At 48.2% G+C, this 17,304-nt stretch carries 11 protein-coding genes, 1 pseudogene and 2 riboswitches; of the genes and pseudogenes, 9 read left to right on the forward strand and 3 right to left on the reverse strand.

Annotation, left to right across the window (positions count from 1 at the left end; translation table 11 throughout):
• Positions 1-23 precede the first annotated feature (23 nt).
• From C1H71_RS01660 to C1H71_RS21205, 9 genes and pseudogenes are all read left to right on the forward strand, one after another.
• The gene (locus C1H71_RS01660; protein ID WP_262488479.1) at positions 24-386 is read left to right on the forward strand and encodes an arsenate reductase/protein-tyrosine-phosphatase family protein; all 363 of its coding nucleotides are present in this window, start codon (positions 24-26) and stop codon (positions 384-386) included.
• A 238-nt stretch (positions 387-624) separates the two neighbouring features.
• Positions 625-3,207, forward strand: a complete 2,583-nt coding sequence (gene clpB / locus C1H71_RS01665; RefSeq protein WP_130105023.1) for an ATP-dependent chaperone ClpB — start codon at positions 625-627, stop codon at positions 3,205-3,207.
• 203 nt (positions 3,208-3,410) lie between these two features.
• Positions 3,411-4,922, forward strand: coding sequence for a GGDEF domain-containing protein (locus C1H71_RS01670; protein ID WP_130105024.1), 1,512 nt, complete (start codon positions 3,411-3,413; stop codon positions 4,920-4,922).
• 290 nt (positions 4,923-5,212) lie between these two features.
• A complete protein-coding gene (locus C1H71_RS01675; protein WP_130105025.1) occupies positions 5,213-6,883 on the forward strand; it encodes a SulP family inorganic anion transporter in 1,671 nt (556 codons plus the stop codon).
• Between the two features lie 174 nt (positions 6,884-7,057).
• Positions 7,058-9,070, forward strand: a complete 2,013-nt coding sequence (locus C1H71_RS01680; protein WP_262488369.1) for a BCCT family transporter — start codon at positions 7,058-7,060, stop codon at positions 9,068-9,070.
• Between the two features lie 95 nt (positions 9,071-9,165).
• Positions 9,166-9,261, forward strand: a riboswitch (glycine riboswitch).
• Position 9,262: 1 nt separating this feature from the next.
• Positions 9,263-9,360, forward strand: a riboswitch (glycine riboswitch).
• A gap of 53 nt (positions 9,361-9,413) precedes the next feature.
• Entirely contained in the window at positions 9,414-10,505 is a 1,092-nt protein-coding gene (gene gcvT / locus C1H71_RS01685; RefSeq protein ID WP_130105026.1) for a glycine cleavage system aminomethyltransferase GcvT, read from the forward strand.
• 192 nt (positions 10,506-10,697) lie between these two features.
• Positions 10,698-11,075: a glycine cleavage system protein GcvH gene (gene gcvH, locus C1H71_RS01690; protein ID WP_130105027.1), complete on the forward strand. Its 378-nt coding sequence runs from the start codon at positions 10,698-10,700 to the stop codon at positions 11,073-11,075.
• Between the two features lie 224 nt (positions 11,076-11,299).
• Complete coding sequence (gcvP, locus tag C1H71_RS01695) at positions 11,300-14,170, forward strand: aminomethyl-transferring glycine dehydrogenase (RefSeq protein ID WP_130105028.1); 2,871 nt, start codon at positions 11,300-11,302, stop codon at positions 14,168-14,170.
• A gap of 198 nt (positions 14,171-14,368) precedes the next feature.
• A pseudogene (locus tag C1H71_RS21205) lies at positions 14,369-14,589 on the forward strand (IS3 family transposase); the annotation flags it as partial.
• A 110-nt stretch (positions 14,590-14,699) separates the two neighbouring features.
• Here the strand turns inward: C1H71_RS21205 and C1H71_RS01705 are convergent.
• The 3 genes from C1H71_RS01705 to C1H71_RS01715 form a co-directional block, all read right to left on the reverse strand.
• The gene (locus C1H71_RS01705; RefSeq protein ID WP_130105029.1) at positions 14,700-15,503 is read right to left on the reverse strand and encodes a hypothetical protein; all 804 of its coding nucleotides are present in this window, start codon (positions 15,501-15,503) and stop codon (positions 14,700-14,702) included.
• 60 nt (positions 15,504-15,563) lie between these two features.
• Positions 15,564-16,121 carry a hypothetical protein gene (locus C1H71_RS01710; RefSeq protein ID WP_130105030.1) on the reverse strand — a complete coding sequence of 186 codons (558 nt, stop codon included), beginning with the start codon at positions 16,119-16,121 and terminating at the stop codon, positions 15,564-15,566.
• A 511-nt stretch (positions 16,122-16,632) separates the two neighbouring features.
• A complete protein-coding gene (locus C1H71_RS01715) occupies positions 16,633-17,103 on the reverse strand; it encodes a CoA pyrophosphatase (RefSeq protein WP_130105031.1) in 471 nt (156 codons plus the stop codon).
• Between the last annotated feature and the right edge of the window lie 201 nt (positions 17,104-17,304).

Below are 17,304 nucleotides of genomic sequence, written 5' to 3' on the forward strand. Positions count from 1 at the left end.
CCGTTTTTTATTGTCTGCTCAACATTCTAGGCCAAGGCCGCTTTAATGCTTACACCATAGAATTACTGCAAAAAATGGGTTATGAAACCAGCCAGCTGCACTCAAAATTTTGGCAAGCGTTTGAGCATAGCAACGCGCCACATATGGACATTATCATTACCGTTTGCGATAAAGCCCACGGTGAAGCTTGCCCCACACGGCCAGGCCACCCCATCAGCGCACAATGGGGCTACGAAGACCCACACGGCGATACCGAAGAGGAAAAGCGCGCCTCATATAGTAAAATATTCACCCAAATCAAACGCAGAATTGATCTACTCGTCAGCTTGTCATCAGAAAAACCACAACATTTATCCCTAAATGACACCGTAAAAGAAATCGGATAAAGCGTCATTTAAACGAGAAAATACAAAGGAGCAGCTGCCTTGTTTGCTATATCCGCCAACACGGCTGCTCTTCTGAAACATCTACAAATTTGCCAAGCACGAACCGCTATCGCTTTTTAGCGCCCCCTCGGCCAACTACATTTGCTCGTAAGATGATTCAAATCATCTTTTAGCACTTGAAATCCCCCTGCCCCACCCCCATCTCTAAAGTAAGAACTAATACGAGGAGGTGTTCAAGATGCGTTTCGATAAGCTGACCACAAAATTTCAACAGGCGATTGGTGATGCGCAAAGCAGTGCCAATGCTCATGACAATCCTTATATCGAACCCCAGCATGTTTTGGCAGCTCTGCTCGCCGATGTCGATTCTGGCACGCCTGCCCTGCTGGCGCGGGCGGGGGTGAATGTCAACCCACTCAAAAACGCCCTCACCGCCGCCATTGAACGCCTACCCAAAGTGTCCGGCAACGATGGTGATATCAGCGTTTCTAAAGAGCTAAGTAATTTACTCAATCTAACCGATAAAGCCGCGCTAAAACGTGATGACCAGTTTATCTCCAGCGATTTGTTCTTACTGGTTTTAAGCGCCGACAAAGGCGAAACAGGCCGCCTATTAAGAGAAAACGGCGCGAATAAAGAGGCTGTTACTGCTGCGATTGAGGCGGTGCGTGGCGGGCAGAGTGTAGATAGCTCTGAAGCGGATCAAAACCGTGAAGCGCTAGATAAATACTGCATGGATCTGACTGAGCGAGCCAAAGCAGGCAAGCTAGACCCCGTCATTGGCCGCGACGATGAAATCCGCCGCGCCATGCAGGTGCTGCAACGCCGCACCAAAAACAACCCTGTATTGATTGGCGAGCCGGGCGTGGGTAAAACTGCGATTGTAGAAGGCCTCGCCCAACGGATTGTGAATGGTGAAGTGCCAGAATCGCTCAAATCCAAGCGCGTATTGGTACTCGATCTGGCGTCTTTGCTGGCGGGCACCAAATACCGTGGCGAATTTGAAGAGCGCCTAAAAGCCGTGCTGAACGAGCTAGCCAAAGACGAAGGCAATACCATTATCTTTATCGACGAGCTGCATACCTTGGTGGGTGCGGGTAAAACCGAGGGCTCGATGGATGCGGGCAATATGCTCAAACCCGCACTGGCGCGGGGCGAGTTGCATTGCATCGGCGCAACTACGCTGGATGAATACCGCAAATACGTTGAAAAAGACCCCGCGCTAGAACGCCGCTTCCAAAAAGTACTGGTGAACGAGCCTAGCGTGGAGGCCACCATCGCCATCTTGCGCGGCTTACAAGAAAAATACGAAATCCATCACGGGGTAGAAATCACCGATCCTGCGATTGTGGCCGCTGCTGAGCTAAGCCATCGCTATATCACCGACCGTTTCCTGCCCGATAAAGCCATCGACTTAATCGACGAAGCCGCAGCCCGTATCAAGATGGAAATCGATTCCAAACCCGAAGTCATGGACAAGCTAGATCGACGGATTATTCAGCTCAAGATTGAGCGCGAAGCCGTGAAACGCGAGAAAGATGAAGCATCTAAAAAACGCCTCACCTTAATCGAAGAAGAAAGTGCACGTTTAGAGAAAGAATACTCAGACTTAGAAGAAATCTGGAAAGCAGAAAAAGCCAGCGTACTCGGCAGCCAAGCGATTCGGGAAGAAATTGAGCGCGTTAAAACCGCGATGGATGCCGCCCAACGCCGTGGTGAGTGGGACAAAGCCAGCGAATTGCAATACGGCCAATTACCGCAGCTTGAGGCCAAACTCAAAGCCGCCGAAGCGTCCGAGGCCACCGGCGGCAAGCTCAAATTGCTACGTACCCAAGTGGGCGCAGAAGAAATTGCCGAAGTCGTGAGCCGCGCAACGGGCATCCCAGTCAGCCGCATGCTGCAAGGCGAGCGCGAAAAATTGCTCACCATGGAAAACGCCCTGCATCAAAAAGTAGTGGGGCAATCAGAAGCCGTGCGTTTGGTATCCGATGCCATTCGCCGCTCCCGCGCAGGGCTTTCAGACCCTAACCGCCCTTACGGCAGCTTCTTATTTCTTGGCCCAACTGGCGTGGGTAAAACTGAGCTGACCAAGGCATTGGCGGAATTCTTATTCGACTCGCCGGATCATTTAATTCGCCTCGATATGAGCGAGTTTATGGAAAAACACAGCGTATCCCGTTTAGTGGGTGCGCCTCCAGGCTATGTAGGCTATGAGGAAGGCGGCTACTTAACCGAGGCCGTGCGCCGCAAACCCTATAGCGTGATTTTGCTGGATGAAGTCGAAAAAGCGCATCCGGATGTATTTAATATCCTGCTGCAAGTGCTGGACGATGGCCGCCTCACTGATGGACAAGGACGAACGGTTGATTTTAGAAATACCGTGATTGTGATGACCAGTAATCTAGGTAGCACGCAAATTCAAGCCATGGCCGGCATGGATTATCAGCTCATTAAAATGGCAGTATTAGCAGAGGTTCAAAGCCATTTCAGGCCAGAATTTGTAAACCGTATCGATGAAATGGTGGTATTTCATTCACTAGATCAAGCGGCAATTAGAAATATTGCCCGTATTCAACTTAATCGCTTGCAAGGACGTTTAGCCCATATGGAAATTGAGCTAAGTGTGAGCGATGCAGCGCTTGATTTGGTTGCGGCAGCAGGGTTTGATCCCGTTTATGGAGCACGGCCTTTAAAACGCGCTATTCAAACTGAAGTTGAAAATCCACTTTCTAAGGCAATCCTAGAGGGGAAAGTGAGCGCGGGGCATGTACTGACCATTGATGTTGACAATGATGCACTATTTTTTAAGCAATCCGAGTAACTCATTCGCTCAGATATAGCAGCTCAGAACCGGCGACCTGAGGGTCGCCGTTTTTATCCGTAGCATTACTGATCCAATGTTTTATAAAAAACACGGTTTACGATAAACATCGCGTTTTTATTCAACGCTCATATTTTTGTAAATTATTCACAAATATCTTCATTATGCGATAAGCTAAACGATCAAACCTTGAAAAAAATGTAATGAAGCAGGCACTTACATTGCTTAACCCAGAGCGATATTTTATCGCCTTTATACTGTTTATCAGCTATGTGGGCATTGGGTTTATTCATATTCAGCAAGCGCATTTATCCCTAGGCCATCTTGCTGTTATTTGGCTGCCCGCAGGTATAGGCTTATTAATGGCGCTAGAAATTGGCCCTGCCGCATTTATCCTTATTTTTTTTGCAAGCTTCACCCTCAACGCCCCAACCTATTACTATATCAACACCCCAAACAATGCTTACCCATTGATCACATCGCTAAGTGTGGGTATCGGCACGGCACTTATCGATGTATGGCAGGCGCATATAGCCACCAAAGCTTGGCAATATTTTGTTACAAAACATGATCGTCCCCCATTACAAAACCCCACCGACCTCCCCTATTTCTGGGGGAAAATTTGCTTTATCCCTGCCCTATTTAGCATGACGCTCACCCATATTTTGCTCAGCCTAGCCAGTATTATTAGCACGCAGGATTGGCTCGAAAATATTCAGCAAATGTTGATGCTCATCATGGGGGACACCGCGGGGCTATTTATCATCGCTCCGATTTACGCTAGCTGGAAATCTAACGTCTTCAAATATAGAATCCGCCCCGCCATCCCTTATTTTTTTGCTTTAATCTTGATCGTTACCCTAGGGTTTTTGCTCTATAGCTATTTACTGATGCTTATTCTGCCTATCTTGCTTTTGATTGCAATTCGATTTCGATTGGCAGGAACCTCAGTGGCATTGCTGATTGTTTTTACCTTTTTAATGACAGGCACCACTCATCACCTCGGGCCTTTTTTTAGCCCCAACAACCCCCCACTTTCTTTTCTTAATTTACAATTATTCCTATTTTCAATTGGGCTAACTTTGCATTACTTAGCGCTATTACAAGAGCTACTCAGCCATAGCCACCTACAATTAGAAACAGAAGTCACCCTCAGAACCGAAGCCTTGGCCGCCGCTAATCAGCGCCTAGAAGAATTAGTCACCACAGACGAGCTAACCGGCGTTGCCAATCGGCGTGAATGGCAGCGCCGCTGTGATGAAGCCATTATTTATGCTCGCCGCTATCAGCAACCGCTGTCTATTTTGCTCATTGATATCGATCACTTCAAAAACGTTAATGATCAACATGGGCATTTAACAGGTGATTTAACCCTAAAAGAGCTATGCCGCGTTTGCACTGCTGAGCTACGTGCATCCGATAGTTTTGCCCGCTGGGGTGGTGAGGAGTTTGTGCTGTTACTCCCTGGCACCACGCAGGCAGAGGCTATTTTAGCGGGCAATAAATTACGCATCGCGGTAGAGAATCAAGCCCTAGTGGAATACCATGGACATAAAATTCGTATTACCATCAGCGTGGGTGTGGCCATGCTAGAAGACAACGACAGCAGCTTAGACCATCTATTAAATCGGGCCGATCAAGCGATGTACGCCGCAAAAGCTGCTGGCCGCAATCAAGTACAGTGTGCAATTAGCTCTAGTACATTTAATCAATAATAAAAGAGCGGCCCATCCTAGCAGCCTGTCGGACTTAGACGGTCGAAGCGGAAAATCGCATGGTCGAGACCAGATTTTGCCGGATTTGCAGCGCCAATAACGAGTTATTGGTCAAAAAGCTGGTGAAATATAGGCCGATCAGGTGATTTTGCAGCTGACTGATGCTAAGCCCGACAGGCTGCTAGGGCTCACACGGCTTGCAATGCCCCTATATTTTTATATTTTTTAATTTAATGCCCCTTGTCTAAATCACAGCCATAATAAATTTTTAGCTCGGCATCCATATCATCATGCTAATAAACTTCAAGCCGCGCTCCCTTGAGATCTTTAAAAATTACGATAGGCAAAGATTACAAGCCGATATTACGGCTGGGATTTGTGTAGGGATTGTAGCGCTTCCTTTAGCAATGGCATTTGCGATTGCCAGCGGGCTTCCCCCATCTGCAGGCTTAAGTACTGCAATTATTGCAGGCTTTTTAATTTCTTTATTAGGAGGATCAAAAGTACAAATTGGTGGCCCTGCAGGTGCATTTATTGTGGTGGTTTACGCCATCGTGCAGCAATATGGCGTGGGTAATTTATTACTCGCCACCATGCTAGCAGGCGTTTTTATGTTTCTATTAGGGCTACTTGGCCTTGGCGCCTTGGTTAGGCATATCCCCGTTTCTATTGTGATTGGCTTTACCAATGGTATTGCCGTACTTATTGCCATATCACAACTAAAAGATTTTTTAGGCTTAGCTATTACAGACTTACCTGCCGAGTTTTTTTCGAAAACAAATGTGATTGCCCACGCGCTCCCTACAATCCATTTAGCCACCCTTTCCATTGGCATTTTTTCTTTAGCCATTTTAATTGTATGGCCCATACTTAATAAATATCTACCCTCAGGGTTTCAGCGCATCCCTGGTAGTATATTGGCCCTAGTCATAGGTACCTTGCTTTCCCAATGGCCAGAGCTGCATATCGCCACTATAGGTAGCCGTTTTGGTGATATTCCTTCGTATCTACCCAGCCCCACCTTTCCTAATTTTACCTGGCATTCGCTTGCAGCCATCATTCAGCCCGCATTAACCATTGCCGTTTTGGGTGCGATTGAATCGTTGCTTTGTGCCCGCATTGCCGATAGCATGATTAACGATAGGCATAATCCAAATCAAGAATTAATGGCCCAAGGCATTGCCAATTTTGTCGCCCCTTTATTTGGGGGATTTTGTGCAACCGGAACGATTGCACGCACCGTTACCAATATTAATAGTGGTGCCAATAGCCCTATTGCGGGGATGGTTCACGCTTTATCAATTTTTCTCATTATGGCAATTGCCGCGCCTTTTGCTAAATTAGTGCCTCTCAGTACTTTGGCGGCCATTTTATTATATGTGGCATGGAATATGGGCGAATGGGAAGAGTTTCGCCGTTTACAGCATTTTACGGCGAATTACCGAACCATTTTACTAGCTACTTTTACCCTTACCGTTGTGGTAGATTTAACCGTGGCAATGGAAGTAGGCTTACTGTTAGCCTGTGTGTTTTTTATTACCCGCGTGTCCAGCCTTACCCACTTAAATAAACTGGAATTACCCACGGCTTTAAGCCATCAAAGTATTGAAGCGTGGAGTATTCAAGGTTCTTTATTTTTTGGCTCGATTGCTAAAATAGAAGCACTACTCAATCCGCATAAAACTCAGCCAAAAATCTTAGTTTTAGATTTATCACCACTGCTAAATATGGACACCACAGGGCTTGAAGCGCTAGAAACCCTGCAACATTTACTTAAACGGCAACAAGGTGTATTGATTATTTGCGCAGCGGGAATTCAGCCCACCTCCCTTATTCACCGCTCTGGTTTTGATCAACAATTAGGCGAAGAATTTCTTCTTGCCGATAGAAATAGTGCTTGGACTCTAGCGGAGCAACTCCTCACTTGTACTCCCCTAGCTTCAAAAGAAACACCCACTTAGGACATATGTGATTTAGTCACGTATTTGTGCTTATTCAACATTACAAAGATCGCAATTATTGCTAGAGTAAAGTCGACGTTTTAAGACAATAGCCCATTAAATACAAGGGCATATTGCGTACATTCGCTTTCTCAACCATAAAAGGCCACGGATTTTGGCCATTATAGGAGACGCATGAGTACCATCACTCCATCCCGTTTTCATCACACCCTCAGCATGCCGGTATTTCTACCCAGCATGATTTTAATCGGCGTTTTACTCGCCATTTGTACCCTCAACCCCACCGCAGCAGAACAAATATTCTCGCATGGCCAAGCTTGGATTTCGGAAAATTTCAGCTGGTTCTACATTATATCCGTTGCCATTTTCATCATCACCCTTATCGCTATCGCCTGCAGCCCATACGGGAATATCCGCCTTGGCCCAGACGATGCTAAGCCTGAGTATAATTTCACCTCTTGGGTCGCCATGCTGTTCGCCGCAGGCATGGGAATTGGCCTGATGTATTTTGGCGTGGGCGAGCCCATGCAGCATTACTTATCGCCACCACTGGCCGAAGGCAGCACCATGGCTGCCGCCCGTGAAGCGATGAATATGACATTCTTTCACTGGGGCTTTCATGCTTGGGCGATTTACTGCTTGGTAGGCCTAGTACTGGCTTATTTTGGCTTTCGCTACAATCTGCCATTGACGATCCGCTCCGGCCTCTACCCCATTTTGCGAGACAGAATCAACGGCCCAATTGGGCACGCCGTCGATGTATTTGCCCTTTGTGGCACCATTTTTGGTATCGCCACCACCCTAGGCTTTGGCATTTTACAAATAAGCGCGGGGATTAACGCCCTTACCGGCTGGGACACCTCTGGGCTTGACTTTAAGTACGGCTTAATTGCCGTCGTGATTGGTTTAGCTGGCTGTTCGGCCGCATCAGGCTTAGATAAAGGCGTGCGCCGCTTAAGCGAACTAAACCTTAGCCTCGCCATTATCCTGATGCTATTTGTATTATTTGCTGGACCAACGCTCTTTCTGCTTGGCGCTTTTGGTGACAATCTTGGCCATTATTTTTCCAGCATTGTTGAGCTCACTTTCCGCTCTTACACCTATGAACCAACGCAAAAAGAAGGCTGGTTTAGTGGCTGGACGCTACTCTATTGGGCTTGGTGGATTTCATGGTCGCCATTTGTGGGGATGTTTATTGCGCGTATTTCCCGTGGCCGTACCTTGCGTGAATTTATCATCGGCGTGATGCTGATTCCCGCACTATTTAATCTGGTTTGGATGACTATTTTTGGTAACACCGCCATCTGGCTGGATATGCATACTGCTGCGGGCGCTTTAACGCAAACTGCGGGTCATGTAGATGCTTTGCTATTTAAATTCTTTGAATATCTGCCACTGGCTAAGGTGACTTCTTCAATAGCCATCTTGCTGATTGCAGTGTTTTTTGTCACTTCGGCCGATTCAGGAGCCTTTGTGCTCAATACCATAGCAACCCGTGGTGCAGAGAAATCACCAGCTTGGCAGTGCCTATTTTGGGCCGTTTTACTTGGCGTGACTGCAGCGATCCTACTCACAACAGGTGGTTTAAAAGCATTGCAGGCCGTTACCTTAATTGCAGCCCTGCCTTTCACTGCCATTATGCTGCTGCTTTGCTTCAGCCTATGTAAAGGCTTAGCTGCTGATCGTGAACACTTCTCACAGAAGTTTTCACCTGGCACAACCTTTTGGACTGGCCAACACTGGCGCATACGCCTAGCGCAAATTCTGCAAGAGTCTCGCTTAAGCGATGTTGAAAAATTTATCGCAAAAAGCGTAGAGCCGGCTCTCAAAGAAGTAGCCGCCGAGCTGCAAAAGAAAGGCTTAGAAGCCTCTGTACTAATAGGCGAAGATAAAGCTGTTTCTTTGATTGTGCCACAAACCAATCTACGCAATTTTGTATACGGTGTGCGGCCATTAAAACAACCCGTACCTGCTTTTGCCCTGCGTGATGCATCACTACCCATGTCTAGCCGTCCCCATCATTACGTACCCATCACCTTCTTTGAAGACGGCCGCCAAGGCTACGATGTGCAATATATGATTCAGCAAGAGCTCATTGCCGACGTATTAAAACAATACGAACGCTACCTAAGCTTGGTACACAATAAAGACACCCATCTACTGAACTCTGCACCTGGGCATACTTAAGGCCTAAACACTAAAAGCCAAACGCCCACCGTTTCAAGTGGGCGTTTTTTATTGCTAGGTAAAATTGACAAAATCAGACTAAGTGGTTAAATTCTGAAGACCAAAGAGGAGAGAGTAGCTAGGGAAAACCCCAGCTACCGCCGAAGGCGCAACGCCCGCGAACGCTCAGGCAAAAGGACTCTTTGGCATCAACACTCTGGAGAGTGGCGTGCCAAACGCCCACCGAAGGGGCTAACAAAACGGATCGTCATGAGCCGTTTTGGAATCTCTCAGGTACCAAGGACAGAGGGGCCGCTGCATCTGAAAAGCCTAATCGGCTTGCAGCGCTATGCCCGAGAGTGCCATGTCCGCCCAACTCCACACTACCCCACTCAATGCTGCCCATCGTATTGCCAACGCCCGTATGGTCGATTTTGGCGGCTGGGACATGCCAGTAAACTATGGCTCGCAAATCGAAGAACACCACGCTGTTCGCACCGATGCCGGCATGTTTGATGTCAGCCATATGCGTGTGGTGGATATCAAGGGCGAGCAAGTTCGTGCCTTTCTGACCCGCGCCCTTGCCAATAATGTGGCTAAGCTTAAAGTTTCTGGCAAAGCACTCTATTCTTGCTTGCTCAACCCACAAGCCACCGTGATCGACGATTTAATCGTTTATTACTTTGCCGAAGATTACTTCCGCCTTGTGGTGAATGCAGGCACCGCAGACAAAGACATCGCATGGATGCAGCAGCTTAATACCGATTGGAATACCGGCCTCACCATTACTTCCCGTAATGATTTAGCCATTCTGGCCGTACAAGGCCCGAATGCCCGCGCTAAGGTTTGGCAAGTTTTGCCAGAAACCCAAGCTGCCAGTTCAGACCTCAAGCCTTTTAATGCCGCGCAAATTGGCGATGTGATGATCGCCCGCACCGGTTACACCGGCGAAGACGGCTTTGAAGTGGTACTGCCTGCTACTCAAATTGAAAACTTCTGGAATCAACTGATCGCCGCAGGCGTTCGCCCTTGTGGCCTTGGTGCACGCGACACGCTGCGTTTAGAAGCGGGTATGAATTTATACGGCCAAGATATGGACGAAACAGTGAATCCGCTCAATGCAGCACTGGCTTGGACGATTGACCTCGTTTCCGAGCGTGATTTCGTAGGTAAAGAAGCCCTACTGGCTCAAGGCCAAACTCAACAATTCCTGGGCTTGTTGCTACTGGATAAAGGCGGTGTATTGCGTGGCCACCAGGTAGTGCATACCGAACAGGGAGATGGCGAAATCACCAGCGGCACGTTCTCGCCTAGCCTGCAACAATCCATTGCCATGGCGCGTTTACCGCTAGGCGTTGCCATTGGCGACACCGTACACGTAGCCATTCGTGATAAAAAACTAGCCGCCCGCGTCGTAAAAATGCCTTTTGTGCGCAACGGTAAATCACAGCTTTAAAAACCTTAGAACCTAAATTCTGTGGGCACAGAGAACACGGAGAAAACCAAGACGAGAACACCGAGAAAAACAATAGAGAGAATCATTAGTTTTTTACTTAAAAGATTTTCTCTGTGCTCTCTGAGTTCTCATATTTTCTCTGCGTCTACAGAAGTTTTTGAATTTAATTACCCCCATACCGGAGTTTTTATTATGTCTATCCCTGCAAATTTGAAATTCACTGACACTCACGAATGGCTTCGTCTTGAAGCGGATGGCAGCATCACCATCGGCATCACCAACCATGCTCAAGAAGCGTTGGGCGATATCGTGTTTTTGGAATTGCCAGCAGCCGGCACTCGCTACGCTAAAAACGACGCTTGTGGTGTGGTTGAGTCAGTTAAAGCTGCCAGCGATATCTACGCGCCATTGGCAGGTGTGATTGTTGAAAGCAATGACGACTTGACCAACGCTCCAGAGCAAGTCAACACCGACGCTTACGATGCCTGGTTATTCAAAATCACCCCAGACAACGCAGCCGACCTCGACACTATGCTGAGCGCTGCCGATTACGAAAAAGCCATCGGCTAATAAAACATAAAAACGTCTGTAGACACAGAGATCGGGAAGAACACAAAGCACACGGAAAAAACCTTTAAGGTAAAAGATAATTAACAGCAATGTATCGCTTACAGCGCTGTTATAGCTAGGTCTTCCTCCTTGTGCTCGCTTTTGCTCTTCTCTATGTTCTCAGTGTTTACAGATCTTTTTGACTTACCTTTTGACCTGCCCCACGTACACTTACGGTTGCCGCCATGACCACTGCATCTCTTAGCCATCTTGAAGATCACGCCGCTTTTGTGGCCCGCCATATCGGCCCTAACGCTGCGGAAGAAGCCGCAATGTTGGCCACGCTGGGCTATGCAACACGCTCCGATCTGATTAAAAACATCGTTCCTACAGCGATTGCCCGCGCAGACGCGCTGCCGCTTGGTGAATTCACCACCGCAAAAAGCGAAGCGGAAGCTTTAGCCACGCTGAAAGCGATTGCAGGCAAAAACATCCTAAAGAAGAATTTCATTGGTCAGGGCTATTACGGCACCCACACGCCAAGCGTGATTCTGCGCAACATCTTGGAAAACCCAGCTTGGTACACGGCTTACACGCCATACCAGCCAGAAATCAGCCAAGGCCGCTTGGAAGCCATTATTAACTTCCAGCAAATGATTTGCGATATGACCGGCATGGCCATTGCCAATGCATCGATGCTAGATGAAGGCACGGCGGCTGCCGAAGCTATGACGCTGTTAATGCGCATGAGCAAAAGCAAATCGACCATTTTCTATGTCGCCGCCGATGTGCTGCCACAAACCCGCGAAGTGATCACCACCCGTGCTGCGCCACTGGGCATTGAAGTGCGCACCGGTCTTGGCGAAGCTGGGGACGGCTTTGGCGTGCTATTGCAATACCCTGGCGTAAACGGCGATGTGCCTGATTACCGCAATCTGGTGGCTGATTTACACGCCAAGGGTACTTTAGTGGTTGTTGCTGCTGACTTGCTGGCGCTCACCCTGCTGGCTGCACCAGGCGAATGGGGTGCAGATGTGGTGGTGGGTAATAGCCAACGCTTTGGTGTACCGCTTGGCTTTGGTGGCCCGCACGCTGGCTTTTTAGCCACTCGCGATGAATTCAAACGCTCGATGCCAGGCCGCTTGGTCGGCATTACCATTGATGCGCAAGGCAAGAGCGCTTACCGCCTTGCTCTGCAAACCCGCGAGCAACATATCCGCCGCGAAAAAGCCACTTCCAATATCTGTACCGCACAAGTATTGCTCGCCGTGATGGCCAGCATGTACGCCGTTTACCACGGCCCAGCCGGCTTAAAACGCATCGCGCATCGCGTACACCGCTTAACTAGCATCCTTGCAGCGGGCTTAAAGCAGCTAGATGTAAAAGTCGTCAACGGCAGCTGGTTTGATACGCTCACAATTAGCGTTAAAGACGCTACTCAAGTACACGCACTGGCGTATGAGCAAGGCCTAAATCTGCGCCATATCGATGCCAGCACGGTCGGCATTTCTCTGGATGAAACCAGCACTCGCGAAGACATCGCTGCGTTGTGGCATGTATTTTCAGGCGGTAAAACCCTGCCAACGGTTGATGCATTAGATGCAGAAATCGCAGGCGCATTACCGAGCGAACTATTACGCCAGACGGATTTCCTGACTCACCCAACATTTAACCGCTATCACTCCGAAACCGAGATGATGCGCTATCTGCGTGGCTTGGCAGATAAAGATTTAGCCCTTGATCGCACTATGATTCCGCTGGGTTCTTGCACCATGAAGCTGAACGCGGCCAGCGAAATGATGCCGGTCACTTGGCCAGAATTCGCCAATGTTCACCCGTTTGCGCCAAATGCACAAACAGCGGGCTACCGCGAAATGATCGCCCAGCTGGAAGACATGCTTTGCGCGGCAACCGGTTATGCAGGTGTGAGCTTGCAGCCAAACGCAGGCAGCCAAGGCGAATACGCAGGCCTGTTGATTATCAAGGCTTACCACGCTTCTCGTAACGATGCGGAGCGCAATATCGTGTTAATCCCCGCTTCTGCACACGGCACTAACCCCGCTTCTGCACAGATGGCAGGCCTCTCCGTGGTGGTGGTGGCTTGTGATGAAGCAGGTAATATCGATCTAGCCGATTTACGCGCCAAGGCCGATAAGCACAGCCAGAATATTGCGGCGATTATGATCACCTACCCAAGCACGCACGGCGTGTTTGAAGAATCGGTTACAGAAGTGTGCGAAATCGTGCACGGCCACGGCGGCCAAGTGTATATCGACGGTGCAAATATGAATGCTATGGTGGGCCTGTGCGCACCTGGCCAGTTTGGCGGCGATGTCAGCCACTTAAACCTGCACAAAACATTCTGCATTCCCCACGGCGGCGGCGGCCCAGGTGTTGGCCCGGTAGCGGTAGCAGCACACTTAGTACCGTTTTTGCCTAATCAGCAAAGCAGCGGCTATGTGCGAGGCGAGCAAGGTATTGGCGCAGTGAGCGCTGCGCCTTACGGCTCGGCAGCGATTTTGCCTATCTCATGGATGTATATCGCCATGATGGGCGCAGAAGGCCTGAAAAGCGCGACTGAAATGGCGATTCTGAACGCCAACTACATCGCCAAATGCCTAGCTCCTTTTTACCCAGTGCTCTACAGCGGCCACGATGGTTTGGTTGCGCACGAATGTATTCTGGACCTGCGCCCACTCAAAGACGCCAGCGGCATCAGCAATGAAGATGTAGCAAAACGCCTGATGGATTACGGCTTCCACGCGCCAACCATGAGCTTCCCGGTACCGGGAACGCTAATGGTAGAGCCTACCGAAAGCGAGTCAAAAGTAGAACTTGATCGCTTTATCGACGCCATGATCGCCATCCGCAGCGAAATCGATCGCGTAGTGAGCGGCGAATGGACACTGGCAGATAATCCGCTGGTGAACGCGCCGCATACCGTAGAAGTACTCACAGCAGAAACGTGGGAACACGGCTATACACGCGCCACAGCTGCATTCCCGCTAGAAAGCGTAAAACGTAATAAATACTGGCCACCAGTTGGCCGTGCTGACAACGTTTACGGTGATCGCAACTTATTCTGCGCTTGCTTACCGATGTCTGATTACGAATAAGCTAAAAAATCAAGCAAAAGACCATCCGCTAAACTGCACCCCAAAAATTGGACTCCCGTTCATTTTTTTGGGGTGTTTTTATGTCCAAGCACACAACGCATTGAAATGGCGCGCCGCCCAGCATTGGCGCTGGTCAGTCAAATGCTAAAGAAAATCCTAGGATGTATGATTCGGATCAGGATTAGCAGTATCAAATGGCAAAGCTTGTCCAAAAAATGGAATCGCCACGATAATGCTGCGATGGAAAGCCTCTTTGGCACATAGAAGTCAGAATGCTTCTCTCCGGAAAAATTCAGCAGCATTGAGTAACTGAGGCAAGGCATCGTGGATTACACCCATTACTTAACCATGACCGAATCAAGTTGAAAATAAAAGGGCTGAGTCCTGTGCAATACAGAACCCAGCCCTTGAACGCCTAGCTTTTATACCGCCCAACTCATTGGGGTTGGTTCATTTGCAGCTAAAACTACTCCTGCATAAAATACTATTCTGTTATCTTTACTGAAATAAATAGCCACCTTATCTCTAATCAAGACTTAAATATAGGCGTACGATTCGCAGCTTTACTACGGCTATCCAACTCCGCAATCAACACTGGCAATTTGGCTTTAGCCGCCTGCTTTAACTGATCACTAGCTTCGGTATACACCTTGGTTGTACGAAACCAATCAGCGCTGATGCTGTCCCCCAGACGGTCAGAAATAAGATGCCATGCGTAGGCATCAACCCTATTATTTTCTTGTAAATAAAGCTCAGCAATAATGCCCGCTGAGCGGATATTGCCCGCCACTAAAGCATCTTTAAAGGTAGATTTAGCCTGATTGGCATAGTCTGTTTGCGGGTCATAATCAGGATTATCTGGGTTTTTATTTAATTCGAAATAGTACTTCTCGCCCAAATGTACCATGGCATAGGCATCGCCCGACTTAGCCAGTTTCTTTAAGCTTTGCAAGTCTTTAGTCAAATAATCCGCGGGTACCATATAACCCAAAGTTTCCATTTTTTTACGGCGTGCAGCTTCTTCAGGGCTAATTATTTCTTTATCTGGTGTATTTAAGATGCTATTTAAATGGGGATCTGTTTTTACCTCATCACTACTTAAATCAATGGTTTTGTTTTTAGCAAAAGGCGAGGCTTGCAACATGGCAGACTGATTGAAGTTTTTATCTTTTATTTGTAAAGTAGTTTCAGACAATGATGCGGTCTGATTTGGCTGAGCCGCTGATTTCACGGCTGCAACCAAACTATATAAAACAGCAGCAGGTGATTGCCAGAAAGAGAGTATGGCTACCCCAGCTAATACCAGCATCAGTAGCAGAATTGGTTTTTTCATATTTTGCCTCACTCCATTCTCCCTAATACCCAAAGACATTAGGGAGATTTTTTTAAAAAATTATCTTGGCAAACTATTAAAACACTTCCGTAGATCACCCTGAGCATAGCCCCAGCGAGTAAACGCATCACGCTGAGCAGGTGTGCCATGCGTGCTGTAATCCGCGGCCGCCCGTGCGCTACTTACCGCGGCCTCTAGGAAAGGTTGATATCCAAGATTATTTACAGCAAAGCGAATAAATGAGCCACCGTTGCAATCGGCCTGCAGCTCTTGGTAAGGCTCGCGCAGGTTAATACCATTGGCAAACTGGATAGAATGCCCCCACTCATGCGCCAACACCATTTTTGCGGCGTAATTGCCGTGCTGCGTTTCCTGAGACTGTAAAAACTGTGTGCCCACGCTAATAATGCTTGGGCCACATGCCATCGCATTTGGGCTAGGCTCGCCACAAGCGCGTTGATCGATATAAACGGTTGGCCGTGCATACGAGCCTTTTTCTTGGCTGATTTCTGAGCCAGTTTTATTGATGTAAGTCTGACTCACAGTAACTGCATTTACAGCCTGGCTAAGGCCTAAACCCATTACAAGTGCAAAAACCAATCGAGTTTGCTTTGTCATCGTTATCTCCATATTTGGCGGGATACTTATTGCCTACGTTTTATTTGAAAAGTAATTAACAGTTAAAAATCAATCACTTTCTGCAATAGATCATTACTTTTATGACAAAAGCATGTCAAGTGGCGTAAACAAAAAAAACAGAAATACAACAACAATGCAATATTACCAATCGAAATGTAAAAGCCATTTACCCCACCCTCATTGCATTAACAGTAAGTCCTGCTAGCTAGGGGGGCGTTGAAATACGTCAGTAAAATTGGCATAGAACGGGTTGTAGCTTATGAGCATCAGCTGTTGATTTATGTCGGCAGCTTACTGAAATGGACTCATGGCCTGCACTTAATCCGCACGGCAAAAGACAAAACCAGCGTTTTATTTTTTGTACAGCCAGACTTTAAAGCAGCAGAAGTAGGGACTCCGCTCAATACAAAAAAGCAGTACAGTGGGCGCAGGCCATCACCAGCCGCTGTGTGTTGGCCTTCATTTTATTCCAAACTTTTAGCCAACATCATCAGCATGCCCGCCGTTGCCCCCATACCACTCGCCCATCGTGCTCCAAAAAATGGGTGAACCCACGCTGACCATTGCGCTCTACCATCCTGCGCTCATAGCGGCGCACATCGAGCAATACTTCCAAAGGCAGCTCAAATACCGCAGCCACCTCTCTTGGGTCTGGTGCCATCTCAAAACCAGGCTGAAGCAGCCCCACCACTGGCGTTACCCTATACCGGCTAATCGTAAAATACTCGGCCAAGCTTGCCACCACTTCAACTCGCTCAATTGGAATACCTGTCTCTTCTTGGGTTTCACGCAAGGCGGTGGCCACTAGATCTATATCTTGTTTTTCGAACGCGCCCCCGGGGAAACTCACCTGCCCTGCATGGGTAGAGAGGTGTGCAGCACGCTCGGTAAACAACACACTTACACCTGCAGGGTGCAGTACCAAAGGAATCAAAACAGCGGCAGCACGGCTACTATGCAAGGGGCTCCCCCTAAATCACCGGCAGATATTTTGTTAGCAGTATTCAGTTTTAATTGCAGCCATGAGCGAATCTGGCTGGGGGCTGGCAAGATCACGACGATACCTACTTAAAAAAGGGGAGTAGCGTATATGAAACCGTGCAAAAAAAATCATAAAAACATGGATGACTGCAGGCTAAAGCCCCCAACCATCCTATAAAAA

Source organism: Iodobacter fluviatilis, from assembly GCF_004194535.1.
Taxonomy (GTDB): domain Bacteria; phylum Pseudomonadota; class Gammaproteobacteria; order Burkholderiales; family Chitinibacteraceae; genus Iodobacter; species Iodobacter fluviatilis_A.

Coding starts and splice junctions, on each gene's coding strand:
- clpB (WP_130105023.1), top strand. CDS start 625: ATGCGTTTCGATAAGCTGACCACAAAATTTCAACAGGCGATTGGTGAT.
- C1H71_RS01670 (WP_130105024.1), top strand. CDS start 3,411: ATGAAGCAGGCACTTACATTGCTTAACCCAGAGCGATATTTTATCGCC.
- C1H71_RS01675 (WP_130105025.1), top strand. CDS start 5,213: ATGCTAATAAACTTCAAGCCGCGCTCCCTTGAGATCTTTAAAAATTAC.
- C1H71_RS01680 (WP_262488369.1), top strand. CDS start 7,058: ATGAGTACCATCACTCCATCCCGTTTTCATCACACCCTCAGCATGCCG.
- gcvT (WP_130105026.1), top strand. CDS start 9,414: ATGTCCGCCCAACTCCACACTACCCCACTCAATGCTGCCCATCGTATT.
- gcvH (WP_130105027.1), top strand. CDS start 10,698: ATGTCTATCCCTGCAAATTTGAAATTCACTGACACTCACGAATGGCTT.
- gcvP (WP_130105028.1), top strand. CDS start 11,300: ATGACCACTGCATCTCTTAGCCATCTTGAAGATCACGCCGCTTTTGTG.
- C1H71_RS01705 (WP_130105029.1), bottom strand. CDS start 15,503: ATGAAAAAACCAATTCTGCTACTGATGCTGGTATTAGCTGGGGTAGCC.
- C1H71_RS01710 (WP_130105030.1), bottom strand. CDS start 16,121: ATGACAAAGCAAACTCGATTGGTTTTTGCACTTGTAATGGGTTTAGGC.